Genomic DNA, 25,457 nt, shown 5'->3' with positions numbered 1-25,457 from the left:
TAATTAATTGTTCCAGGGTGCGTCACCAGAAACGGTGATTCCCATACTGCGTGCTGTACCGGCAACCATACTCATTGCAGATTCGATTGTAAATGCATTTAAATCAGGCATTTTATCTTCAGCAATAACTTTAATCTGGTCCCAGGTCACCGATCCAACTTTTTTACGGTTAGGCTCAGCAGAACCACTCTGTAATTTAGTAGCATCTTTTAACTGGATAGCTACAGGAGGGGTTTTGATGATGAAATCGAATGACTTATCAGCATAAACAGTAATTACAACTGGCAATACTTTACCTGCTTTATCTTGGGTACGAGCGTTGTACTGTTTGCAAAACTCCATAATGTTCACCCCTTTAGCACCTAATGCAGGTCCTACTGGTGGCGATGGATTTGCCGCTCCGCCTTTGATCTGTAATTTGATCATTGCACTGACTTCTTTTGCCATTTTGTGTTTTTTGTTTATTTAAAACTCAATGTTAAATATTGGAAGCATGTAACATTTATTTTCCTTAGGGCTCCTATAAAGCTTAAAGGACTGCAAAGATATGGATTAACTTACAGTAAAACAATAGTATCGACAAAATTTAATTATTAAATATTTGTGATCCTGTTAAACCATAATCCTTATTGAAAGATAAGTTAAGAACTTATTGGTATTTAACGGTTAACAAGCCATAGTTATTGCCCGTACTTAATTTTATAGAAGGCACAAAAAAAGCCCCGAAGTAAATCCGGGGCTTTATAAATATTTTTGATAATATTATTACTCTTTTTCTACCTGCATGTAGTTAAGCTCAAGCGGGGTTTTACGTCCGAAGATTTTAACCATTACTTTCAGTTTTTTCTTCTCTTCGTTTACCTCTTCTATAATACCTGAGAAACCGTTGAAAGGTCCGTCCATTACTTTAATGCCTTCGCCAACATAATAAGGAACATTCATGGTCTCCCCTTGCTCGCTCATTTCATCAACCACACCTAAAATACGGTTAACTTCTGCCTGGCGCATCGGGATCGGGTTACCAGCTTTATCGCCTAAGAAACCGATAACACTGTTAATGCCTTTAATGATGTGCTCTAACTCTCCATCTAATGTAGCTTCGATTAAAACATAACCAGGATAAAAGTTACGTTCTTTGGCAATTTTTTTACCATCTTTCATCTGGTAATATTTTTCCATTGGTATTAACACCTGAGGAACCAAATGAGAGAAACCTAAACGGCTGATCTCAGCATCAATGTACTGTTTTACTTTCTTTTCTTTACCGCTAACAGCCCTTACAACGTACCACTTTAGATCGCTCATTAGAAAAAATTAATTAGAAAGTGATTTATAAAAAGTATCCAATACAAATGTAGACCCTTTATCCATTGCAAAAATTACCAGTGCAATAATAAGGGAAGCTACCAAAACAAGAATTGCAGAACTTTGAAGTTCGCCCCAAGTAGGCCAGGTAACCTTATTGGTCATTTCATCGTACGATTCTTTTATAAACTCAACTACTTTAGCCATATTAAAATTATTGAATGACTGAATGAGTAAATGAGTGAATGATAATATCCGAAAGTTGCCCTTCAAATTCAATCATTCACTCATCTAAATACTCAATCATTATATTAAGCACGGGAACAAGGATTCGAACCCTGATCAAAGGTTTTGGAGACCTCTATTCTACCGTTGAACTATTCCCGTGTGTATAAAAAAGAGCTAGCCTAAACCAGCTCTTTTTATATTGTTATAGCTTAAAATTAAGCTAAGATTTCAGTTACCTGACCAGCACCTACTGTTCTACCACCCTCACGGATAGCGAAACGTAGACCTTTTTCCATTGCAATCGCGTTAATTAATTTAACTGTGATTGTAACGTTATCACCTGGCATTACCATTTCAGTTCCTTCAGCTAGTGAGATCTCACCAGTTACGTCTGTAGTACGGAAATAGAATTGAGGACGATATTTGTTGAAGAATGGAGTGTGACGACCACCTTCTGCTTTTGATAATACATAGATCTCAGCTTTGAAATCAGTGTGAGGAGTTACTGAACCTGGTTTACAGATTACCATACCACGACGGATATCAGTTTTCTCAATACCACGTAACAATAAACCTACGTTATCACCAGCTTCACCATAATCTAAGATCTTACGGAACATCTCAACACCAGTTACTGTAGATTTTAAGTTCTCAGCACCCATACCTAAGATTTCAACAGGATCTCCAGAGTTGATTACACCACGCTCAATACGACCAGTTGCTACAGTACCACGACCAGTGATCGAGAATACATCTTCAACAGGCATTAAGAATGGAAGATCAGTTAAACGTGGAGGAATTGGAATGTAGCTATCAACAGCATCCATTAATTCCATAATTTTTGCTACCCATTTAGCATCTCCGTTCAAACCACCTAAAGCAGAACCTTGAATAACAGGAATATCATCACCAGGGAAATCGTAGAACGATAATAATTCACGAACTTCCATTTCTACTAATTCTAATAATTCAGGATCATCAACCATATCCACTTTGTTCATGAATACAACCAACGAAGGTACACCAACCTGACGAGCCAATAGGATGTGCTCACGAGTTTGTGGCATTGGACCATCAGTAGCAGCAACAACGATAATAGCACCATCCATTTGAGCCGCACCTGTAACCATGTTTTTAACATAATCCGCGTGACCTGGACAATCTACGTGTGCGTAGTGACGGTTTGCAGTTGAATACTCAACGTGCGCAGTATTAATTGTAATACCTCTTTCTTTTTCCTCAGGAGCTGAGTCAATTGAATCGAATGAACGTGCCTCAGATAAACCTGCATCAGCTAAAACTTTTGTAATAGCTGCTGTTAAAGTTGTTTTACCGTGATCGACGTGACCGATTGTACCGATGTTTAAGTGCGGTTTACTACGGTCAAATTTTTCTTTTGCCATTTTATTTATAACTAATTAGTAGGTTAACTTTTTATTAATTTTATTTATTGTTTTGATGCAATGCAACACAAAAAACCTTGTCTACCCTGCATATTAAACAGATTTAACAAAGCTTTATTATCCTGAGCCAACTATGGGAATTGAACCCATGACCTCTTCCTTACCAAGGAAGTGCTCTACCGCTGAGCTAAGTCGGCTTTTTAGTTTCCAGTTCCAGCCTTTTGTTTTAACTAAATTAAAACCGCAACCAATAACTGCCCACTTTTCTAATTTTATTGGAGCGGAAGACGAGGTTCGAACTCGCGACCTATAGCTTGGAAGGCTATCGCTCTACCAACTGAGCTACTTCCGCTTTTAAAAACTAGTGATTGATTAAATGAAAGAATGAGAGATTTATTCTATCATTAAAACATTTGGTCATTCATTTAAAGTGTGGGGAGAGAAGGATTCGAACCTTCGAAATCTTGCGATAACAGAGTTACAGTCTGTCCCATTTGGCCGCTCTGGAATCTCCCCATCTTTTACTTTAAAATGCTAACACTTTAAAATAAAAAGAGCCTCCTATCGGAATCGAACCAATGACCTACTGATTACAAGTCAGTTGCTCTACCAGCTGAGCTAAGGAGGCTTTAAATTTTGTGCAATGATACGAAAAATCTTCATTTTTCATACTATTAACGTGTTTTTTTAAAACTTTTATCTTTTTAAAGAACAACCCTTTTTTTCCTGGCTTAACACCGTTTCCGAAAGGGAATGCAAATATACACACTTATATTTCACTTCAAAATAAATTTGAAAAAAAATAGTGAAGTTATTTTAATTGACAACCATTATACCGATGAAGAAGCTTAATAATCAATCTCTTAAAATGGAATATTTTTTTTCATTTTTTTTGTGCCCGTAACCCTCAAAAACATGATTAGGATCTGTAATCACAATTATTGGCGGATAATAACAATTGAATTAATTTCAATAAAAGTTAAAATTAATGTAGCGAAGCTGATTTTTTTAAAGAGAATCTATTGAAAAACTGATTTTGATTTATAGAAATCTGCGCAGAATGCTTTCGGTTTCTTTAATTTTAAAAAAATAGTCATCTCCTGGAAAGATCTCCCGACTACGTTGCAGTCCGCTCTGGATGGCGATGCTAAAGGGAGTTATCTTTTCGATTTTTACTCCTTAAAAGGTATCTTCAAGCAAAAAGAGCGACACATTTAACTGTACCGCTCCTTTAAGTTTATATAATTTTATGCTTATTAATAATCAGCCGCTTCGCTTTCGCTTAGAATTGCTTTATGCTCACTTAATTTTGCACGCGTTTTATCCTTATGTTTAGTGATCTGTTTCCTTAATGATTCGATGGCCAGATCAGTGGCTTCTTCAAATGATTTACATTGTTCTTTAGCAAACAGGGTACCTCCCGGCACAATAAGCTTAATTTCGCTAATCTTATTGGCCTCGTCCTCTACGTTCTCTAACTTTAAATACACTTCGCCGCTAATGATCTGGTCAAAAAACTGATCGAGCTTATTTGCCTTCTTTTGTATAAAATCTAACAACTTACTGTCTGCACTGAAGTGGATTGATTGAACTCCGATTTTCATTTTTCCTCCTTTTTTTACGCCTTTGGATGGGCTTGTTTATAAATTGTTTTTAATCTTTCGATTGAGTTGTGCGTGTAAACCTGGGTTGCTGCCAAACTGGCGTGACCCAAAAGTTCTTTAATCGCATTTAAATCTGCTCCTGCGTTTAACAGGCTTGTTGCATAGCTATGCCGCAACACGTGGGGACTTTTCTTTTCATTGGTTGATATGTGGTTTAGGTATGAGGTAACAATACGGTATATTAATTTCGGATATGCCGCTGCACCTGTATTGGTAACGATTAATATAAGTAAATTGTTATTAAAGTTTTGCAACTTTTTTAGTCCGATATAGGTATTTACCTGATTGATAAGCTGTTTATTTATGGGAATAATCCGTTCCTTATTTCTTTTACCCAACACTTTTATCGTTCCCGAATAAACATCGATATCTGTATCTTTCAATTGCAACAGTTCGGTTAAACGCATACCGGTTCCAAACAGCAGTTCGATTACCAGGTGATCGCGAACAGAGGGAAAACTTTCATTAAAATACTGCTCCGAATCCAGCAGATGATCCATTTTTTGTGCATCAACAAATACCGGTAGCCTTTTAGGAATTTTAGGTGCCTTAATTAAAGCACTTGGATTTTGATCGATCTTTCCGGAACGGTGTAAAAACTTATAAAAACTTCTTAATGCAGAGATTTTTCGGTTAATGGTATTTTCTGAATTTTCTTTTTCCATCAGCTCAACCAGGTAACTTCTCAGGTGAGTGTGTTTAACTTCAGTAAAATCCAGTTCTGATGCCTTAAGAAATTCTTCAAACTGATCTAAATCGGTTTGATAAGAAGTAATGGTGTGCTGAGAATAGCGCTTCTCGTGGGTTAAATATGTAATAAAACTTTTTAGCAACATTCAATATCTTTTTTCGGGGCATTAATATGAAGTTACAAATTGTTTTGATATAAAGAAATCATTAATTAATTGTTTATTGTAAAGTTTTGGATTTCTTGTAAAACAGAAAAGCCTTCCCGATTTTACACTGGGAAGGCTTTAATACATTTATATCGTGAACAACTATGAAGTTGTATCTAGATTCATATTCTGAATGTAAACAGCATGTTTAATTTCAGTACGGCGAGCAACGGATTTTTTCTCGTATGCTTGGCGACTACGTAGTTCTCTCAATACACCAGTTTTTTCAAACTTTTTCTTGAAACGTTTAAGGGCTTTATCTAATGATTCGCCGTCTTTAATGTTGATAATGATCATAACGCTGAAATACCTCCTCTCGTGGTTTTTAAATTTTCCCGTGTTAACGGGCTGCAAATGTAAGCAAAATATTGAAAACGAGAAAGATTTATAAAAAGAATTTTTATTTAAATCATTAGTTAAACTTATGTGTTGTTTAGCTACATTTATATATACATTATCATATATGACAACAGGCAAAAAAGTAGGTTCAATTATCGCAGTTATAGTTGTTATCGTATTAATCGCAATTTGTTACTACCGTTATTTCTTTGTGTTTGGCGAAGGGGTGAAAGCAGGTGAGTTAAACTATGTGGTAAAAAAGGGCTATGTATTTAAAACGTATGAGGGCAAATTAATCCAGAGCGGAATAAAATCCAGACAAACAGGTACCTTACAAAATAATGAATTTGAATTTTCTATCGCCAATAAAGAAATTGCAGAAAAAATGATGGCCAATAGCGGAAAGTTTTTCGAATTACATTATAAAGAGTATAAACATACCCTGCCATGGAGAGGATTTAGCGTTTACGTAGTAGATAGCATTTTAACTGCGAAAGATTTACCGCAATAGGGCTAATGAAAGAATATTGAATGAGAGAATGAAAAATAATGAAGTATTGAATGACTTAATTTTCAACATATCGGTTCATTTACTCAATCATTCGAAATTCATTTATTCAATCATTTCTTCTTCGGCACCTTCGCACCCTCTTTTCTGGCTTCTGATAACCCGATAGCAATTGCCTGTTTTTTGGAAGTTACTTTTTTACCCGAGCCGCTTTTAAGCTTACCTTCTTTCATTTCGTGCATGGTTTCTTTTACTTTATCACCAGCTTTTTCTGAATATTTTGCCATTGCTTTAGTCATTAGTCATTAGTCATTAGTCATTAGTCATTAGTCATTAGTCATTAGTCAAAACATTGATTCCGGTTAGGAGGTTTTGAAAATTTTAACAAAAAAAATCCGGAGGTGGTTAAACCGTCCGGATTACTCATAATATATTTGGTTTTTAATAAGGTTGCAGGTGTAGGATGTAAGGTATAAGGTGATCGGCATTTGCCTTAACCCTAAACCTTATACTTTTTACCCTTGCAATATTTCTCTGGCGATTACAATCTTTTGGATTTCGGAGGTGCCCTCGCCTATTGTACATAATTTACTGTCGCGGTAAAATTTCTCTACCGGAAAATCTTTGGTGTAACCGTATCCGCCGAATATCTGCACGGCTTCTGTGGCTACCCTTACCGATACTTCTGAGGCAAAATATTTAGCCATGGCCGATTCCTTTGTCATAGGTAAATGCCTGTTCTTTAAGTCAGCTGCCTGGCGGATCAATAATTCTGCAGCCTCAATTTCAGTCGCCATATCAGCCAGTTTAAAACTGATGGCCTGAAAACTTGAGATCGGCTGGCCAAATTGCTGGCGTTGTTTCGAATAAGCTACTGCTGCATCAAAAGCACCTTTTGCAATACCAAGAGCCAATGCAGCAATAGAAATCCTGCCACCATCTAAAACTTTCATAGCCTGTTTAAAACCTTCGCCAACATTGCCCAATAAATTGGCTTTCGGTACACGGCAGTTATCAAAAATCATTTCAGTAGTTTCTGAAGCACGCATCCCCAGTTTATTTTCCTTTTTTCCTGCCGTAAATCCAGGCGTACCGCGTTCTACCACAATAGCCGAAATCCCTTTCGAACTTCCCTGCTCCCCTGTTCTTACCATTACAACGGCAACATCGCCGCTTTTGCCATGGGTAATCCAGTTTTTTGCACCGTTTATAATATAATCATCGCCGTCTTCTACAGCAGTAGTCATCATTCTTAAAGCATCCGAACCGGTGTTCGCTTCGGTTAAACCCCAGGCACCAATCCATTCGGCAGTTGCCAGTTTAGGTAACCATCTTTGTTTTTGCTCCTCATTGGCAAAGGCTAAGATATGGCCTGTACATAGCGAATTGTGTGCCGCCAATGATAAACCGATTGAGCCACATACACGGGCCACTTCTACAATTACATCAACATATTCCTGATAGCCCAAACCCGAGCCACCAAATTCTTCGGGAACCAAAACGCCCATCAGGCCCAATTCTCCAAGTTGCTTAAACAGCGCTACCGGAAAATGCTGTGCCTCATCCCATTCCATAATATTTGGACGAATGTTTTTCTCTGCAAAATCGCGGACCATAGCCTTTACATTCTGCTGAGTTTCTGTTTCTGAAAAATCGAAGCTCACGCTCATTAAATTTTATATTTTAAGTTAGTTCTGGGCAATTATAATCAATTATTTGATAGTTAGTTACCATTAAATATTTGCGCAATTACAGAATGAAATGGTATTTGGTTCATTTAGTTTATGGGTTAAATTTTAAACCCTGAAAAAGATTAAAAAAGATTTTTTTATTTTTTTAATAAAAATCTGCGAATAATCAGGAGAATGATGATTTTTGATTGATATGGTGAAATTCCACGAAACGTTCCTACTGGACGAAACGCAAACAACCAATGGTGATTTGCTACCCGGATATCGTCCCCAACGAAACGGCAAGCTTTCATATTGATTTAAGGTAAGATTGTTTTCGGGTGTATTACATTGTAGCCGGAAACCACAATTCCTCAGCAAGGTTAAATCCTTATACCATATTCAATTTCTAAAAAGAAATATAAGGTGCAATTTTATCGATCACCTGCTGATTTAAAATGGCTATCTTTTTTAAATCAGCTACATTTGAATAGTTGCCGTGTTGTTTACGGTATTGAATAATGGCGTTAATCTGTTTATAAGAAAGGTATGGATTCCTTTTTAGATCATCAAAAACCGCCGTATTGATATTGATTGTTTTTAAAGGGACACTACTTATCGAAATCTGGTCTTTAATTTCGGCATATTTAACAGAATCTAAGCCATAAACTTCCATTAATTGTTCTTTTTTATAAAAACCACCCAAACGCTCCCGGTATTTAATAATCCTTTTTGCAAAAGCAGCACCAATTCCCTTTATTTCATCCAATTTTGCAGAATCAGCCTGGTTTATATCAACAATTACCGGTGCTTTTTTAACATATTCTTTCTTTTCAAATGGGAAATATTTTTTGGAGGTATTTACATCCTGATCTGCAATTTTAACATAAGGCAAAATCTTTTTATACATTTCCGGAGAAATGGTGTACATTTTCTGCAGATCTTCAGGCTTAAAAAATTTCCCGCCTTTACTGGTGTAATTAATAATTGCTTTTGCCTGTTTTGGCGATAAACCCAAAGTCTGCCAGCCATCAGCATTTAAAGTATTAGGATCAAAATTAAACAGCTTAATGGTTTTTTCTGGATAAGAATTCTCAATCCTGTCGCGTAGGTTGCCTGCATATTTTTCATCAGCAACGGTTATTTTCTGAAGCTGCGCTAAAAGATTTGGGTCGTCTTTTTCTATCGGCCGGGTATAACCATATATAACAGGTATTGCCTTAAGTACCATAATAATAAGGATCAGCAACAACAATCCGTTGAACTCACCTTTACTAAAACCGAAATATTTATTCAGCCAAATTCTCATTGATGCGATATGACATGTGTATTATAAATATAAATCTTATTTTTGGGATTGCAAAACTGAGCAGGTTTTGCCTATCAACAACCTAAGAATTTTATATGAAGATCATAACAACGTCCGAATTTGCTAAAGCAACGAAGATAGATAAGCTAGGTGTACCGGGTTTGGCAGGTTTGATGATGGAGATCATGAAACTGAATGATATCAATGATGTATTCGCTCAAAATCAACACTTTAAGGGTTTAGAGTTTGTAGATAAAATATTGGAAACCATTGGTGTTTCGATCGAATTTGACGAGGATGATTTAAACTGCATCCCTAAAACGGGTCCGTTTATTGCCATAGCAAATCACCCTTACGGCGGTGTAGAAGGTCTGGCTTTGGTTAAACTTTTATGTACGGTAAGGCCTGATGCCAAAGTGATGGTAAATTTCATATTGAAAAAAATCCCTAACCTTGATGAGTTTTTTGTGGCGGTTAATCCTTTCGAAAATGTTCAGCATTCATCAAGCATCAGTGGTTTAAAAACAACTTTCGATCTGCTTAGAAATGGAACACCGATCGGCATTTTTCCGGCCGGAGAGGTTTCTACATTTAAACTGGATGCACAGCAGGTAACCGACAGAATGTGGCACCCTGTGGTTGGAAAACTCATTGCAAAAGCAAAAGTTCCGGTGGTACCCATCTATTTTCATGGCAATAACGGCGTTTTCTTTAATATTTTAAGTTTTATTCACCCAACTTTACGTACGGCAAAGCTTCCATCTGAATTTTTAAATAAACATGGCCGTACCATCAAAGTAAGGATTGGTAAGCCGATTGCGATTTCTGAAATTTCGCACATGAACAGCAGCAATAAGTTAATGGACTTTTTAAGGGCCCGTACTTATGCTTTGGGTGTTGGACTGGATACGGAGAAAAAGCTTTTTAATCCCTTAAACTTATTCAAAATTAAAAAGAAACCGGTTGAGGTAATTGAAGAAACTTCGAGGGTTTTAATTAAAGAAGAAGTAGAAAAACTAGAGGATTTTAAAGTTTGGACGGAAAAAAACTATGAAGTATATATCGTACCAACCTTAAAAATTCCAAATATTTTAAGAGAGATTGGCCGTTTACGCGAAATCACTTTCCGTGAAGTTGGTGAGGGCACAAACAAGAAAATCGATCTTGACAACTACGACATTTATTATAACCATTTATTTATCTGGGATAAGGACCTTGAAAATATAGTAGGTGCTTACCGCATTGGTAAAGGCGATGAGATTTTAGAAAGTATGGGCCGCCGCGGTTTCTACCTTTCGGAACTTTTTAAAATGAAAGACCAGTTTTACCCGATGTTAAGACAGGGAATTGAGCTTGGTCGTTCGTGGATCAGAAAAGAGTACCAGGGTAAACCGCTTCCGTTATTTCTGTTATGGAAAGGGATTTTAAAATACCTGATCGATAACCCGCAGTACCGTTACATGTTTGGCCCGGTAAGTATCAGCAACAATTTTTCTAAATTTAGTAAGGCTTTAATTGTTGATTACATTACCAAAAACCATTTCGATTATGAAATGGCGAAATATGTTAAACCCAGAAATAAATTTAAGGCTGATTTATTGCCGATTGCCACTGATACCCTGGTTGACAGCAGTGAATCTTTCAAGGATTTAGACAGCATTATTGGCGATATCGAAAACTCGCACATTAAAATCCCGGTATTGTTGAGGCAGTATATGAACCTGAATGCGAAGATTATCTCTTTCAATATTGATCCTAAATTTTCAGACTGTCTGGATGGTTTCCTTGTGGTAGATACACATAATATTCCACCAGAAATGCTGGAAAAACTCGGCAAAAACCTATAATTTAAGGCAATAAAAAAACCCAGACATCCATCTGGGTTTTTTATTATCAACTAACCTAAACTTTATAAATACTAACCAAATATTTATGCCACAAAAGTATGCTGGGCTTGTTAAGCTGGTATTAATGAAATGTTATTTATAGAATATTTAATGTTGCGAGCGTGATTAAAAATCACATTTCAATAATTCTTTAATTGTGTTTAAATTTATTAAAAAGCTTACCCCCATGTTAATTTATTATAAAATGTGATTAGCTGCTTAACATAAAGAAATTGTTGCTTTTGTATTAATAATAGGTAAATTTAATGTAACCAAATATGGCGCGGTTTGAAAAGAGGGATCTACATATATTTTTTGAATATCTTTTTGTTCGTTAGCCTGGTGTTGAGTACCACCATCGCAAAGGGACAGAACTACACTTTCGATTTTTACAACGGAACTTTCAATTTCAGTGCAGATTCAACGGTTAATCTTCCGGTATCAAAAACAGCAAATGCAGCTGAGGTTTCAAAATTCTACACCAGGATATCATCAGGCAATTATACCCCATTGGTTATTTCACTTAAAAAGTATCAGGAAAAGTATAATTTAAACGATTGGATCTATTACCAGCTCATCCGTAAAACGGCAGAACTGATCAGCCCGAAAGCCGATAATTATTTCCGTTATACGTTATATAAATGGTTTTTGCTCAGCAAATGCGGTTACGATGCAAGGTTGGCTGTGGGCAATAACCAGGTTATTTTTTATGTCGGAAATGAGGAAGACATCAGCGATATACCATTTTTTATGATTGAAGATAAAAAATACATGTGCCTGAACTATCATGATTACGGAAAGTTGTTTAAACAGGCCGACGTTTATAAGCCAGTTAAAATTTCAATTCCTGAGGCTAAAAATCCCTTCTCGTATAAAGTTACGCATATGCCCGATTTCAAGCCTGAAAACTACCAGGAAAAAGACATCGAGTTTAGTTATCGTCAAAAAATACATCATTTTAAACTCAAGGTAAATGAGGATGTGCAGGCTATTTTTAAAAACTACCCGATAGTCGATTTTGAAAGTTATTTTAATATCCCGTTAAGCCGAGAAACTTATAGCTCGCTTATTCCTACTTTAAAAGAAAATTTAAAGCACATGGATCAGAAAAAAGGGGTTGATTATTTGATGAGGTTTACGCGTTATGGCTTTTTATACGAAGATGATGATGAAAATTTTGGTAAAGAAAAACGTTTCTCGCCAGAACAGACATTATTAAGTACCTACAGCGATTGCGATGACCGGGCAGCACTCTTTTTCTACCTGGTAAAAGAAATATATAACCTGCCCATGATTGCCTTACTCTACCCCAAACATTTAACCATTGCTGTACAGTTTGACAAACCTGTTGGTGAAGCCATTACCTATAAAGGTAAAAAATACTCTTATTGCGAGCCAACCCCACAGGCGCAGAACCTGAAAATCGGACAGCTCTCCTCAAACCTGAAAAACAGTAAATTTGAGGTAGTATATGCCTATGAGCCCATTAAACGATGATATCTGACGTTTTAATATTAATTTAATGTTAAGTAATTGTTTAATCAATGTTATCTTATTAAAAACACGCTGAATGAAAGGCTATTTGCATTACTTTTATTTTTTAACTGATGTTAAAACGTAAACGATATCCTTATGTCTGCAGTTATTTATACCATTTTAAAAGAGTTTTTTGTTGAAATTCACCAGCATCAGGTTAAAGCCAGGATCATGTCGCCGATTAATGATGACAGTGTGTTTGTTTTTCAAACCAGCTTATATTATAAAAGCAAAAGCGATTCTGATCCTAATCAACCGGCTTCTACCTTTACTTCGTATGCAAATGCAGAAAGGCATCTGCTTCAATACCTGGAAGAGTTTCAGAATACTTTAGACCTTGGCGGGCATGTAGCGGAAGGGGCTAAAATTTAGCCCTGCATTAGCTAAAATATTATACATGTTAACTCCAAACCAATTAGTTAACAAAATCATAATATTGATTTAATTTTCCGATAACATATCTTTGGAAATATCCATTTTAAGTTCGATGAAAAAAAATAAATCAAAATCAAGAAACCATTCAGCAGGCAAGAAAGTACGTAAAGAGTTAGAAACAAAATTGGCTGCAGCTTTCGGCGAAGTGGTATCAGCTTATGGCAAAGCAAAAAAAGCAGATAAAGTAATCGGAAAATTTGCCAAACAACTGGCTAAAAAAGTTACGATTTCGGCTACAGAAGATTCAATTACCCCATTTATTAAGGAAGAAAAAACTGCTTCTGTAGTTAGCAAAACAAAGCCGGCTAAAACTGCTGCAGTAAAAACACCTAAAAAGGAACTGGTAGCTGAGAAAACGGAAGGCTAGTGAGTAATTTTTTATAAACGCATATTAATTAAAAAGCATTGCAACTTTCTGATTGTTACAATGCTTTTTTATGTTTATTTAATTAAAGGCAATATTATAACTGATTAATTAAAAGTAATGGTTTGTCTTGCCCATTCTCCTGTACACTCTAAGCCAACCAATCTGCACTCTAAATAATAAGTACCGGGTGTACCATACGACCATTCTTGTTGTGGCGAATTACTGAAAGTGCTTACCGGCAACACCACATTTAAACTTTGATCTAACATTCTCCACTCGTAGTAACCGCTATCGTACATGGCACCAGCTGTGCTAATTACAGTACTGCCTGCAGAATTGCTAGATGGGCCATTGATTACATTTTTAAAGGTACTTACAAACGGAGTGGTTACGGGCGGATATAAATACTGGGCAGCGATTACATCATAAGAAGAAAAACCTGTCCAGCCTCTCGAAGTGCCTAATCTACCTGAGTTCATTACAGAATTAGGATCTGCTGACGCAGCGCCGGTTGAGGGTGTACCAGGTGTTGCATTAACGCCAACATACCTACCATAGTTATCGTAATTACCTTCTCCGCTGTAATCTGTATGACGCAAACCCAAACAGTGGCCAATTTCGTGTATCAGCATAAATACATCCTGTTCATGGCTTCTTGGTATGCCATTGTTGGCTCCTGCACTGTTAACATTATTGGTAATATGATTCACCCAGATGTTGGCGCCTGCCTGCCCATCATTAGTTGGAAAATCAGCTTGTCCAAATGCACCGGTTCCCATATCTAACTTTTTAACGGTAATATGAGGCGTAACAGAACTGGTATATGGTGCATAAAACTGGTTATAAGAATGGATTAAGTTAATACGACAGTTGCCTATTGCATTCCATGCGGCCACAGCTTCTCTAATTGCATAAAACCACCTGGTATCGAAATCTTCCTGGGTGATAATCACATTAGTGAGGTTTCCCTGAATTAACTGATTGGTGTGGCCTTGCGCTATTTTACCGCCAGCATTGGTTGCTTTTTCTGCAATTTTGACTGTAGTTAACGATTTCTTTGAAATTAAGATATCACCTTCTACTACATAGTAATCGCCAGATTCTTTGATGCCATCGGTTGCAAAACCAAGTTCTTTAATTTTAGCGAGCGCATTGGGCTCAACTTCAACTTTGTTATCGGGAGCAATAACAGGAGTTTCAGATTTTTTACACGAATAGATGCTTAAAGTTAGCATCAAAAATGCGAAGCACATTGTCCTTGAGAATGAGCTTAAAATAGATGATTTTTTCATGGATGATTTTTTTATTCTAATTTAACCATCTCAATATTAATGCATTATAAACAAATCATTAATTTTAATATTATAAAACAGACAAAAAAATTAAAATAATAAGTCAATTTAAAATAATTAAACGTACAATTATGAATCTAACAATTACAATTACCTAAACAAGGGTGATTATATTTTTAAGGCATAACATAAATTAAAGCAATAAAAAAGCCTTTATCAATATCTGATAAAGGCTCTTCTTATGATCTGCCTGTTTTAATCAGGCGAATTGTTTAATATCTAGAAAGTTGCGCCAGTTGCCGCCGAAGAACCAGCTTTAACTGTAAAGTTAGGAGCTGTTAAGCTGAAAGGGGCATTCAATAAGGCTGCTGCAGCAGTTTCATCAATGATGGTATTTCCTTTAGAAGTTAAATATTGTTTCAATAAATCTGAACTTGCAAAAGAAAGTGTAGCACCATCGGCAACAACATCCTTACCAGCAGTAAATGATTGATAAATATTGTTTTTGATCAATGATGTTCCATCCGTTAATGCATCTCCGGTTTCTTTATCACGGATATCGATACCAAATTTAAACCCAATAAAGATTGAATTTGCCAAGATCATTTTTGAACCTCTTCTCCATAGGTTAGCATATTCGTGCTTCGCATCAACAGCTACGTTTCCAGGGCCGATTAGTGTCATGTTTGAAATAACCGGACGGGTACGTGGACTAGAATCGAATACTTTTTCTGAGTTATCAGACTCGATCCCATTAGATTGACCAGCCTGATCAGCTAAAGATGGATCTCTTTGAGCTACTAAAAACTGTAATTTACCAGAGAAACCGTTGTCAAAATCGAAAACATCATCAACGTTTGCAATAGAAACCAAATGCTTAGCATTTACAGTACCACCAAACCATTCGAATGAATCATCACCTGAATATGAAACCTGTACGTAATCTACGGTAGTACCTGAACCAACCGATCCAAAAGTAACACCGTTAATTTCGTTGTTGGTTGCATAAGCAATACCTGGGAACTCTACACGTACATACTTAAGCACACCAGAGTTATCAGTTGGAACATTACCACCATGGTTTCCTTCAGGAAGAGTTAATCCGCCTTCAATTAAACCTGTACCACCAGGGATATTGTTGGTTGATTTACCTAAAATAATAATTCCACCCCAATCACCAGGAGCTCTTGAACCAACAGCCTGGTTTGAAGTAAATACAATTGGTTTTGCTGCAGTTCCTTCAGCAATTAATTTACCACCGCGTGTGATAACTAAAGTAGCTTTCGAATCTTTATCTCCACGGATAACAGTTCCGGCAGGAATGGTTAATGTAACGCCATCTTTAACGTACACAAATCCAACTAATTTGTAAACTTTATTCGCATCTAATGTTCTGTTAGCATCGATTGACCCCTGCAAAGTTTCAGTTGCCTCACCATATACAGTTACTTTTGGTGTAAAATTGGTCCAGCTTGCAGTCCAGTCTGATGATCCAAATGCTCCTTTATAGGATACTTTATCAAAAAATGCATCGGCCAAAGATTCGTTCGAATCTGGTTTTGTTGGTTCCTCAATAGGTGTACTGTCTTTTTTACAACTAGAAACTACTGTAGCACCAGCAACCAAAATTGCCAGCATGCCCAAGTTTAATCTGTTTTTCATTTTCATTTTGATTTTCCTTTTCCTTTTATGATTTGTTCAAAAATATTTCCTGCAGATTATGCCAATATCAATTCAGCATTAAATGAAGGGCGTTTTAATGTTAAAAAATTATTCTGCTATTTAAATTTATAGGATAGTGTTAGCGATATGGTAGATCCAAACCTATCGGCAATATTTATATTATCTGTTTTTTTATCGAAGCCTGCATTTGGATCTGAACCTTTAACTTTCTGGTAGAAATAAGCTTTGTTGTTAAAGATATCGCTATAGTTAACTTTTATTTCTCCCTTCGATTTTGCAAACTTTTGTGAAACCTGCAGATCTAAAATATTTCTTGAATATTCATAGATATCGGGGTCTTCCACATTACCAATCGCCCAGATTCTTGGTCCTACCCTATTATATAATACTGTTACACCAGTTGAGTTTTCGACAGCAGATGCATAAGATAGTCCTGCGTTGATTAAGTAAGGAGATTGCCCTTGTAATGGTCTCGAACCTTGAGCATTTACAAGTCTTGAAACCTGAACCTTTGATTTGATATAAGATCCATTAGCATTAAATGTGAAGTTCTTTAAACTGTTATCAATAAATTTTAACGATTTTCTTATTTCAAGTTCAGCTCCATAAACAGTAGCCGAAGCAGAGTTAGCATAGCTTAACGACCTTCCAGACGTACCTAATTGAAGTGTTTGTTCTATTGGAGAATCAAAATATTTGTAAAAGGTTGATATCGAAAAGGTTTCCCCCGATGATGGATAAATGGCATAACCTAAATCAATATTAGTAGTTTTAGATTGCTTTAACCCAGCATTACCCCTAACATTAACGTTTTTATTAAAGTCGTAGAAAGGAAATGGTGCTAGTTCCCTAAACTCAGCTCTTCCAATAGTTTGGGATCCTGATAAACGGATATTAGCTTTATCACTTAAGTTATAAATCAGATTTGCCGAAGGAAGTAAGTTAGTAGCCGTTGAATCAATGTTTACTGGCTTTCCATTATCTTCACTGGTTAATGATAGCTTATACGATTCTACCCTTGCGCCAATACCTAATCTTAATTTTTCGGTTAAATAGCCATCAAACATTACATAACCTGCATTTAATAAAGAGTTGGCCTGATATTGGTCACTTCCATTTGTAATTTCATTTAAAACGAAGCCGTTGGCGCGGATGTTTTCCGGTGAAAAGATCTGATCCTGAGGAAGCGTTAATAATGAAGTGTCGAAATTTCCATTTCTAATAAAACCAATTACCCTTGCACTAAAATCACGTTTGCGGTATTGCCCAAAATAACCGGCTTTGATTTTATTATTATCTCTAAACCATTTAACCGGAATTGTTAAATTAGCTGCACCACCGTAGGCATTTTCATTAAGTACAGAAGAAAAATTACCAGCTAAACCGGCTACGGCAGATCCCGATTGAACAGAAGCAATACCATCTTTGGAATAATCCATACGTTTATAGCCAGGCTCTTTCCGGTCTGTATTTGCATAGTTTAAGTTCCAGTCTATCTTGATCTTGCTATCTGTAGACAATAAATGTTCGCCGGTTAACTGATTAGACATTAAAGATCTTTGAAGCAGGTAATCACCGGTTCTGATAAATTCACCACCAGCGTCGTCTATACCTACACGATAGGTAAATTGATTTTCTAAAACCCTGTTATATAGGTTTTTTAATGATATTTTATTGTTGCCCCACGAATATGCAAAGTTGGCAAGTGCACCAATATTTGTATTAAAATTATACATATCATCATGGTACACATCACCTAGCGCCTGTCCAACATAGGCTTTTTGATCACTAGTTTTTAAACGTTCGTCGTATCTATAGGTTAAAGATAAAACAGCGCCAAATTTAGATTTATCATCAAAAATCTTACTGGATCCATAATTTACTTGGAAATTTGGACCTATAGTTGATTTCGCAGAACTATATCCCCAATTGTTTTTAAAAAGTTTAGATAGGGTAAAAGTTTCACTTGCACCGTTTGGTAAAGCGCGATAATCTTTTGAAGAAGGAAATCCCGTTGGGATATCTCTGTCTTTATTATAAAATCCGAAAATCTCGTTACCACTTTTTGGAGAAGACAGAAAATCTTTAAAGGCAGACTGTGTGTTGTAAGAAGTTCCTAATGAAACATTGAAAAAAGTATTAACCGGAAAATCTTTTGTGGTTACCTGTACTACACCTCCTGAAAAATCCGCAGGAATATCTGCTGATGCCGTTTTATTAATTACGATGGCATCTATCAGGTTTGAAGGAAGAATATCAAATGAAAATGCTCTTTTATCTACTTCTGTATTTGGAAGCATAGAGTTATTTAACATAGCAGAGTTGTATCGATCAGATAAACCACGCACGATAACAAACTTATTGTCCTGGATACTTGCACCGCTTACACGTTTTAAAACTTCAGAAGTATTACGGTCGGGACTTCTTTTAATCAATTCAGCTGATATACCGCTTGAAATACTAATACTTGATTTTTGATTAGCATATAAAGTATTAACTGATTCTTTACTAGCGCTTCCAGTTATTACTACATCGTTTAATTTTTGTGAGTTCGACTCGCTCAATAAAATATCTAAATTAGTAGAAGCATTGTCTTTTACCTCTACATCGACAACATTTTTAGTTGCATAACCCACATAAGAAACCTCAATAGCGTGTTTTCCTGCCGACAACCCTGCAATAACATATCGACCCTCAATATCTGTTGAAGTACCTTTTGTTGTACCTGAAATTTTTACTGTAACACCAATTAAGGTCTCACCTGTTTTTTGATCAGATATTTTACCGGAAATTTTTCCTGTTTGCGCATACGAAAGTATGCTCATCGTCAAAGCGAACACAGTAAGTGCCGCTCTTTTAAAAGAGTTTAGTAATTCCAATTTGCCTTTATTTGATAAGGGCAAAAATATTACCGCAGTGTTAACACGAAGTTAGGTGTTAATTAATGTTACTTTACGTTAAGGTTAATTAAAGGTTAACCGTATTTTGGATTAGTACCTAATACCAACTTTCTTACAAATGAAGTGCAATAACCAGATCGGGCCGATTAACAGGAACTTAACATCGTCTAAAAATGATGGTTTCTTCCCTTCAATTTTATGGCCGATAAACTGACCGATCCAGGCAGCTACAAATATTGCCGCATAAATAGCATAAGCGGTTCCACTGCCCAAACCAACGGTCTGTTCAATTTTTACGATGATATAACTCATTAAACCAACAACCCAGATCATTAAAAAAAACAATACGGGCGATAAGGTAAAATAATAATATAAACTGAAGGCCAATAGAAATGATGCCCAGTTAAAAAAACCATTATAACTTCCCAAAAACCCAATATGTGGAAAAGGAATCTGCCAAACCAGACCTAATAAGCTGAATACGATTAATGGCACACAGATCCAGTGAACCAGCTTGTTGGTCGGGTTTTGGTGACTTTCGGCGTACTTATCAAAAAGTACATCGACCGGACGTTTTGGTTCTATTTGGATGGTTTGCTTGCTCATTATGTAAAAATAAAAAAAAGCGATGGAATATCCATCGCTTTATATCTTGTTTATTAAACTGCTCGTCATGCTGTCCGGAATATTCGGGCTTAGCCTCTTTTTGCTACTAGGACCCTGAAATAAATTCAGAATGACGATTTAATCTATTTTGCAAAGGCCACAGAACGGGTTTCCCTGATTACGGTAACCTTGATCTGGCCAGGATAAGTCATTTCTGTTTGGATACGCGTAGAAATATCAGCAGCTAGAAGTTCTGCCTGTGCATCGGTAATACGTTCGCTTTCTACAATCACGCGTAACTCTCTACCGGCCTGGATAGCAAAGGTTTTTTCTACACCAGGGTAAGATAAAGCCAGTTCTTCAAGGTCTTTTAAACGTTTAATGTAACTTTCTACCACCTCACGGCGTGCACCCGGACGGGCACCTGAAATGGCATCGCAAGCCTGAATAATCGGTGATATCATCGAAGTCATCTCGATTTCATCGTGGTGGGCTCCAATTGCATTACAGATTTCCGGATGTTCTTTATATTTTTCGGCCAGTTGCATCCCTAAAATTGCGTGTGGCAGTTCAGGATTATCATCAGGCACTTTACCGATATCGTGTAGTAAACCGGCACGTTTAGCCATTTTAGCATTTAAACCAAGCTCTGCCGCCATGGTAGCACAGAAATTGGCCACCTCACGTGAGTGATGCAACAGGTTCTGCCCATAAGATGAACGGTAACGCATACGGCCAACCATGCGGATCAGTTCAGGGTGTAAACCATGGATACCCAAATCGATTACCGTGCGCTCGCCAATTTCTACAATCTCATCTTCGATCTGTTTTTTGGTTTTGGCTACAATTTCTTCAATACGGGCCGGGTGGATACGGCCATCGGTTACCAAACGGTGTAAGGCCAAACGGGCAATTTCTCTTCTTACCGGATCGAAACCTGATAAAATAATAGCCTCAGGGGTATCATCAACAATAATCTCGATACCGGTAGCCGCTTCCAAAGCACGGATATTTCTACCTTCCCTGCCAATTACACGACCTTTAATCTCATCGCTTTCGATATGAAAAATTGAAACAGAATTCTCGATGGCGGCCTCGGTAGCGGTACGTTGAATGGTTTGGATAACCACTTTTTTAGCTTCTTTACTAGCGGTTAGTTTTGCCTCGTCAACGATATCCTTAATCTGGATCATGGCTTGTGTACGGGCAACTTCCTTTAAGTTTTCTACCAATTGGTTTTTAGCTTCTTCGGCAGATAAACCTGCAATGGTTTCTAATTGGGTTAAATGTTGATTTTTTAATACTTCTACCTCTTCCTGCTTTTTAATGGCAAGTTCGGTTTGCTTTTCAAGGTGGCTCTTTTGTTTATCAAGCTCCTGTTCTTTTTTATTGAAGTTTTCCATGCGCTGGTTCACCGATTGCTCTTTCTGCTTCATGGTGTTTTCGCGCTGGTTAATGCTGTTGTTTTTTGCATTCACTTCTTGCTCATGCTCCGCTTTTAATTGTAAAAATTTCTCTTTTGCTTCTAAAAGCTTATTCTTTTTTAAAATTTCGGCATTATTTTCTGCGTCTTTTAAAATCTTTTTCACCTTGTTCTGTGCAGCAACTTCCTGCTGTTTAAGCAAGTTACGCAGGAGGAATCTTCCTACCACTACTCCGATAGCTATACCTGCTATTACGGCAAATACGTATCCTAATATTTCAACTATTTCCATTTTGTTTTTTAAGTAAAAAAAAACCGCAACTAATTTTTAAAGTCTCATACATTTTAAACCTCAACTAAGCATAATTAGGGTTTAAGCCATTTTCAGGTGCAAAGCAGATGAAATACGCCCTCTCAACCCTATAGATATTGAAGTGTTAAGTTTTATAAAATTTGAAACTCAAAAACTAGCTGCGGCTATATTTTTGTGCTAATATGTGTGATTTGCCATGCTGATCAATGAAGCAAAGCGCATAGCGCAAGGCGTTTTAAAAAATCCCCAGACATTCCAGAAGATTCTTCATTGCATTCAGGATGACAAAAAAATATAAAGAACGAACCTTATTTTGAAAAGAAATTATTAAGTAAAACATCCAATTCTTCAACTTTATCGGCAACAGCAGTATCCTGGTTTTGTACTTTGTTTTCTGTTCTTAGTACGGCGGTTGCATAATGCAATACTGCCATAGAAAGAAGGTCCTGCTTATCTCTAACCGCATAATTATCCTGATAATCTTTTATGCGCTCGTTGATCATTTTTGCTGCCCGTCTCACAATTTCTTCCTCTTCCATATTCACCTTTAAAGGATAAATACGGTCGGAAATGGTTATTTTAATCGAGATTTCTCCCATTTGTTTAGCTTAGTTTCTGATTTTTTCGCATCATTATTTCTTTAACAACGCGATACTTTTATCAATCTCCCGCACAAAATCGTTAATTTTTTGCTTAATGTCAAGCGATTTCTCGCTTGTTCCCTCTATACTTTTGGCCAATTTTGTAACCCTGAGTTTTTCATCAAGTTCTACATTTTTGCCCTTTGCGGTATCGAGTGCGACTTTTAACGATTGATTTTCAAGCTTTAATAAATCATTTTCTTCCTGTAGCGCATTACATAACTCAATTACCTGAGCCGTTTTTTGTAATACTTTATCTAATTGATCTGCAACAGAAGTCATGAATTTATTTCTAAAAATACGAATTTATATTTTATTTCCTAATTTCTGCCCCAGCTTGTGCGGTTAAATTCGCAATCAGCTTCTGCATGGTATTGTCTATCTGCTTATCTGTTAAGGTTTGCTCTTCATCCTGCAAAATAAAATTCAGTGCATAAGATTTTTTACCCTCCGGCAGTTTATCACCCACATACACATCAAAAACACCCACTTCTTTAATCAGTTTTTTATCTGTTTTAAAAGCAATGCCTTTTAAGGTATCAAAAGTTACGGCCTGATCAATCAATAAAGAAAGGTCGCGACGCACCGCAGGATATTTTGAAATTTCTTTGTTAACGATTTTGTTTTTCTTAACAATATCCAATAAGGTAGCCCAATCGAAATCTGCGTAAAATACTTCTGCATTTACATCAGCTACTTTACGGTCGGCTTTTGAAACTGCTCCAAAACTTACCAGTGTTTTATCGCCACGGAAATATTTGATGCCGTAAGCAAAGTTTTCATCATTTAGCACATCCGATTGATAACTTGCAATACCCAAGCGTGAGATAATCGCATCAACCGCCGATTTTAAGTTGTAAAAAGTAGCTGATTTTGAATTATGGTTCCATTGTTCGCTTTGTTTAGCGCCTGAAATTAACAATAACAGTCTCGAACGTTCTACATATTGCTCATTAATTAAATGATAGGTCTTACCAAATTCATAAAACTTTACATCGCCATTTTTACGGTTCTGGTTATAAGCAACACTTTCTAAAGCCGGCATCAGTAAATTCTGACGCATTACATTTAAATCACTGCTTAGCGGATTCAAAATAAATACCGCCTCCTCTAAATTTTTCGAGTAAGCAGATTTAGTTAACGAATTACACATAATTTCAGCATAACCGTTAGAAGTAAGCATATCGGCAATTACGTTATGCGTATTTTCTTTCTCAGGCTTAATGCTATAAGAAAGTGATGCGTTTACCTTAGCGGGAATTTCAATGTTATTATAACCGTAAATACGCAGTACCTCCTCGGTGATATCACACTCGCGGGTAACGTCAACCTTAAAAGAGGGTACTCTTAAAGCCAAGGTATCATCAGAAGTATTGGTAGCAGAAATACCCAATGCAGTGATAATATGTTTGATTTCAGCTGAAGGGATATTTGCACCGATTAATTTATTGATGTTGGTGTAACTTACCTCAAATTCAAATGGTTTAATATGTGTTGGGTAGATATCAGAAACTGATGAAGAAATTTCGCCGCCAGCCAGTTCTTTAATCAATAAAGCTGCATATTTTAAAGCTGTTACAGTAATTTCAGGATCGGTACCACGCTCGAAACGGAAAGAAGCATCGGTTTTTAAACCATGCCTTTTAGAAGTTTTACGAACAGAAACAGAATTGAAATAAGCGCTTTCCAGGAAAATATTTTTGGTATTGGTATCAACACCCGAAGATTTTCCACCGAAAACACCAGCGATGCACATTGGCGCTTCGGCATTACAGATCATTAAATCATCTGCACTGAGTTTGCGCTCTACATCATCCAAAGTTACAAAAGGGGTACCTTCTGCCACTTTTTTTACAATTACTTTACCACCGGTAATTTTACCGGCATCGAAAGCATGTAATGGCTGACCTAAGCCATGAAGCACATAATTGGTAATATCAACCACGTTATTGATCGGACGTAAACCGATTACCTTTAGTTTATCTTTTAACCAGTCTGGCGATTCTTGTACGGTAACACCCGAAATGGTTACGCTGCTATAACGCGGGCAAGCTGCTAAATCTTCAACCTCAACCGGAATAACCAGATTTTCGTTATCAGTTTTGAAAGCAGAAAGATCAGGCATTTCGTATTCACTTCTGAAATAAGCAGCCAAATCTCTGGCCACACCTAAATGTGAAGCAGCATCAGCGCGGTTTGGCGTTAATCCGATTTCGAAAACAAAATCGTCGTCCATTTTGAAATGGTCTTTAGCACGGATTCCTACTTCGGTATCTTCGGCAAGGATCATGATTCCATCGTGCGATTTACCCAAACCGATTTCATCTTCAGCGCAAATCATACCCTGCGAAAGTTCTCCCCTGATTTTCGATTCCTTGATTTTAAAAGGTTCGCCCTCTAAAGGATAAACGGTTGTGCCTACGGTTGCCACCACTACTTTTTGGCCGGCACCTACATTTGGCGCACCACAAACAATCTGCAGATTTTCTTTACCGCCAACGTTAACCGTGGTAATGCGCAAACGATCGGCATTGGGATGTTGAACACAGGTTAATACTTCGCCAATAACCAAACCCTCAAGGCCGCCCACTACAGGCTGTACCTTTTCTACACTCTCCACCTCCAAACCTACATTGGTAAGGATTAATGAAAGCTCCTGAGGTGTCTTATCTATCTGTACGAATTGTTTTAACCAGTTATATGATATTTTCATTTATTGAGATTTGAGATCCTAGACATGAGATTTGAGGCATGCAAGCGCTAAAACCTTAGTTCAAGAATTATAAAACGCAAAGATATTATTTAAAGCCCAAAGGAGAAAGTTAAACCCACTATCTTCATAATAAAAATGACTAATGGCTAATATTTAAATTGGATAGAATTACGGCACATGCCCCTGCTCCGATTACCAGCATAATAACTGAGGCAATAACCAATTTTAGTCCGGATTTTACGGGCTGATTTTTTGCTGCTTTGATGATCATCTGAATGATCCCCACTATAAATAGCAACACGGCTACTATCCAATATACGATAAAAAGTTCCATTAGTTT

General features: G+C 36.8%; 24 protein-coding genes and 5 tRNA genes. 5 read left to right on the top strand and 24 right to left on the bottom strand.

Annotation, left to right across the window (positions count from 1 at the left end; all coding sequences use genetic code 11):
• Positions 1 to 3: 3 nt before the first annotated feature.
• The 12 genes from rplK to rpsU all read right to left on the bottom strand — a co-directional run bounded on the left by rplK (position 4) and on the right by rpsU (position 5,793).
• Positions 4 to 447: a 50S ribosomal protein L11 gene (gene rplK, locus ACTJKC_RS06135; RefSeq protein WP_010601094.1), complete on the bottom strand. Its 444-nt coding sequence runs from the start codon at positions 445 to 447 to the stop codon at positions 4 to 6.
• Positions 448 to 765: 318 nt separating this feature from the next.
• Entirely contained in the window at positions 766 to 1,305 is a 540-nt protein-coding gene (gene nusG / locus ACTJKC_RS06130; protein ID WP_025143263.1) for a transcription termination/antitermination protein NusG, read from the bottom strand.
• A 9-nt stretch (positions 1,306 to 1,314) separates the two neighbouring features.
• Positions 1,315 to 1,512: a preprotein translocase subunit SecE gene (gene secE / locus ACTJKC_RS06125; RefSeq protein ID WP_025143264.1), complete on the bottom strand. Its 198-nt coding sequence runs from the start codon at positions 1,510 to 1,512 to the stop codon at positions 1,315 to 1,317.
• A 109-nt stretch (positions 1,513 to 1,621) separates the two neighbouring features.
• A tRNA-Trp gene (locus ACTJKC_RS06120) sits at positions 1,622 to 1,692 on the bottom strand.
• Between the two features lie 56 nt (positions 1,693 to 1,748).
• The gene (tuf, locus tag ACTJKC_RS06115) at positions 1,749 to 2,936 is read right to left on the bottom strand and encodes an elongation factor Tu (RefSeq protein WP_025143265.1); all 1,188 of its coding nucleotides are present in this window, start codon (positions 2,934 to 2,936) and stop codon (positions 1,749 to 1,751) included.
• Between the two features lie 125 nt (positions 2,937 to 3,061).
• Positions 3,062 to 3,133: transfer RNA gene (locus ACTJKC_RS06110), tRNA-Thr, on the bottom strand.
• Positions 3,134 to 3,212: 79 nt separating this feature from the next.
• A tRNA-Gly gene (locus ACTJKC_RS06105) sits at positions 3,213 to 3,288 on the bottom strand.
• Positions 3,289 to 3,369: 81 nt separating this feature from the next.
• Positions 3,370 to 3,452, bottom strand: a tRNA-Tyr gene (locus tag ACTJKC_RS06100).
• Between the two features lie 39 nt (positions 3,453 to 3,491).
• Positions 3,492 to 3,564, bottom strand: a tRNA-Thr gene (locus ACTJKC_RS06095).
• A gap of 628 nt (positions 3,565 to 4,192) precedes the next feature.
• Positions 4,193 to 4,540 (bottom strand): ribosome hibernation-promoting factor, HPF/YfiA family, encoded by a 348-nt coding sequence (gene hpf, locus ACTJKC_RS06090; RefSeq protein WP_025143266.1) that lies wholly within the window; start codon positions 4,538 to 4,540, stop codon positions 4,193 to 4,195.
• A gap of 14 nt (positions 4,541 to 4,554) precedes the next feature.
• Complete coding sequence (locus ACTJKC_RS06085) at positions 4,555 to 5,436, bottom strand: tyrosine-type recombinase/integrase (protein WP_440790713.1); 882 nt, start codon at positions 5,434 to 5,436, stop codon at positions 4,555 to 4,557.
• A gap of 162 nt (positions 5,437 to 5,598) precedes the next feature.
• On the bottom strand, positions 5,599 to 5,793 hold the full coding sequence (rpsU, locus tag ACTJKC_RS06080; protein ID WP_025143268.1) for a 30S ribosomal protein S21: 195 nt from the start codon (positions 5,791 to 5,793) through the stop codon (positions 5,599 to 5,601).
• Positions 5,794 to 5,959: 166 nt separating this feature from the next.
• Here rpsU and ACTJKC_RS06075 point away from each other — a divergent pair, with 166 nt between their 5' ends.
• Positions 5,960 to 6,346, top strand: coding sequence for a hypothetical protein (locus ACTJKC_RS06075; RefSeq protein WP_440790712.1), 387 nt, complete (start codon positions 5,960 to 5,962; stop codon positions 6,344 to 6,346).
• A gap of 110 nt (positions 6,347 to 6,456) precedes the next feature.
• Here the strand turns inward: ACTJKC_RS06075 and ACTJKC_RS06070 are convergent, their stop codons facing one another.
• The 3 genes from ACTJKC_RS06070 to ACTJKC_RS06060 form a co-directional block, all read right to left on the bottom strand.
• Entirely contained in the window at positions 6,457 to 6,630 is a 174-nt protein-coding gene (locus ACTJKC_RS06070; protein ID WP_440790711.1) for a DUF6496 domain-containing protein, read from the bottom strand.
• Positions 6,631 to 6,858: 228 nt separating this feature from the next.
• A complete protein-coding gene (locus tag ACTJKC_RS06065) occupies positions 6,859 to 8,013 on the bottom strand; it encodes an acyl-CoA dehydrogenase family protein (RefSeq protein ID WP_440790710.1) in 1,155 nt (384 codons plus the stop codon).
• Positions 8,014 to 8,422: 409 nt separating this feature from the next.
• Positions 8,423 to 9,322, bottom strand: coding sequence for a ComEA family DNA-binding protein (locus tag ACTJKC_RS06060; RefSeq protein WP_440790709.1), 900 nt, complete (start codon positions 9,320 to 9,322; stop codon positions 8,423 to 8,425).
• Positions 9,323 to 9,417: 95 nt separating this feature from the next.
• Here ACTJKC_RS06060 and ACTJKC_RS06055 point away from each other — a divergent pair, with 95 nt between their 5' ends.
• The 4 genes from ACTJKC_RS06055 to ACTJKC_RS06040 all read left to right on the top strand — a co-directional run bounded on the left by ACTJKC_RS06055 (position 9,418) and on the right by ACTJKC_RS06040 (position 13,546).
• Positions 9,418 to 11,169: a lysophospholipid acyltransferase family protein gene (locus ACTJKC_RS06055; protein WP_344849276.1), complete on the top strand. Its 1,752-nt coding sequence runs from the start codon at positions 9,418 to 9,420 to the stop codon at positions 11,167 to 11,169.
• A gap of 354 nt (positions 11,170 to 11,523) precedes the next feature.
• A complete protein-coding gene (locus ACTJKC_RS06050) occupies positions 11,524 to 12,705 on the top strand; it encodes a hypothetical protein (protein WP_440790708.1) in 1,182 nt (393 codons plus the stop codon).
• 135 nt (positions 12,706 to 12,840) lie between these two features.
• Positions 12,841 to 13,116, top strand: coding sequence for a hypothetical protein (locus ACTJKC_RS06045; RefSeq protein ID WP_440790707.1), 276 nt, complete (start codon positions 12,841 to 12,843; stop codon positions 13,114 to 13,116).
• A 115-nt stretch (positions 13,117 to 13,231) separates the two neighbouring features.
• Positions 13,232 to 13,546 carry a hypothetical protein gene (locus ACTJKC_RS06040; RefSeq protein WP_440790706.1) on the top strand — a complete coding sequence of 105 codons (315 nt, stop codon included), beginning with the start codon at positions 13,232 to 13,234 and terminating at the stop codon, positions 13,544 to 13,546.
• A gap of 104 nt (positions 13,547 to 13,650) precedes the next feature.
• On the opposite strand, the gene ACTJKC_RS06035 is transcribed toward ACTJKC_RS06040, so the two are convergent.
• From ACTJKC_RS06035 to ACTJKC_RS05995, 9 genes are all read right to left on the bottom strand, one after another.
• Positions 13,651 to 14,838: a M57 family metalloprotease gene (locus ACTJKC_RS06035; protein ID WP_344849268.1), complete on the bottom strand. Its 1,188-nt coding sequence runs from the start codon at positions 14,836 to 14,838 to the stop codon at positions 13,651 to 13,653.
• A 279-nt stretch (positions 14,839 to 15,117) separates the two neighbouring features.
• On the bottom strand, positions 15,118 to 16,500 hold the full coding sequence (locus ACTJKC_RS06030; protein WP_440790705.1) for a hypothetical protein: 1,383 nt from the start codon (positions 16,498 to 16,500) through the stop codon (positions 15,118 to 15,120).
• A 116-nt stretch (positions 16,501 to 16,616) separates the two neighbouring features.
• Positions 16,617 to 19,400: a TonB-dependent receptor gene (locus ACTJKC_RS06025; RefSeq protein ID WP_440790704.1), complete on the bottom strand. Its 2,784-nt coding sequence runs from the start codon at positions 19,398 to 19,400 to the stop codon at positions 16,617 to 16,619.
• A 111-nt stretch (positions 19,401 to 19,511) separates the two neighbouring features.
• Positions 19,512 to 20,027 carry an Mpo1 family 2-hydroxy fatty acid dioxygenase gene (locus ACTJKC_RS06020; protein ID WP_440790703.1) on the bottom strand — a complete coding sequence of 172 codons (516 nt, stop codon included), beginning with the start codon at positions 20,025 to 20,027 and terminating at the stop codon, positions 19,512 to 19,514.
• Positions 20,028 to 20,170: 143 nt separating this feature from the next.
• Positions 20,171 to 21,742 (bottom strand): ribonuclease Y, encoded by a 1,572-nt coding sequence (rny, locus tag ACTJKC_RS06015; RefSeq protein WP_344849260.1) that lies wholly within the window; start codon positions 21,740 to 21,742, stop codon positions 20,171 to 20,173.
• 329 nt (positions 21,743 to 22,071) lie between these two features.
• The gene (locus ACTJKC_RS06010; protein WP_025143281.1) at positions 22,072 to 22,362 is read right to left on the bottom strand and encodes a cell division protein ZapA; all 291 of its coding nucleotides are present in this window, start codon (positions 22,360 to 22,362) and stop codon (positions 22,072 to 22,074) included.
• Between the two features lie 33 nt (positions 22,363 to 22,395).
• Complete coding sequence (locus tag ACTJKC_RS06005) at positions 22,396 to 22,686, bottom strand: hypothetical protein (RefSeq protein WP_025143282.1); 291 nt, start codon at positions 22,684 to 22,686, stop codon at positions 22,396 to 22,398.
• A gap of 31 nt (positions 22,687 to 22,717) precedes the next feature.
• Positions 22,718 to 25,117 (bottom strand): phenylalanine--tRNA ligase subunit beta, encoded by a 2,400-nt coding sequence (gene pheT, locus ACTJKC_RS06000; RefSeq protein WP_440790702.1) that lies wholly within the window; start codon positions 25,115 to 25,117, stop codon positions 22,718 to 22,720.
• 139 nt (positions 25,118 to 25,256) lie between these two features.
• The gene (locus ACTJKC_RS05995) at positions 25,257 to 25,451 is read right to left on the bottom strand and encodes a hypothetical protein (protein ID WP_440790701.1); all 195 of its coding nucleotides are present in this window, start codon (positions 25,449 to 25,451) and stop codon (positions 25,257 to 25,259) included.
• Positions 25,452 to 25,457 lie beyond the last annotated feature (6 nt).

It is taken from the genome of Pedobacter sp. 22226, from assembly GCF_052045455.1.
Taxonomy (GTDB): Bacteria; Bacteroidota; Bacteroidia; order Sphingobacteriales; family Sphingobacteriaceae; genus Pedobacter; species Pedobacter jeongneungensis.
This window is presented reverse-complemented; position numbering and strand designations above follow the sequence as displayed.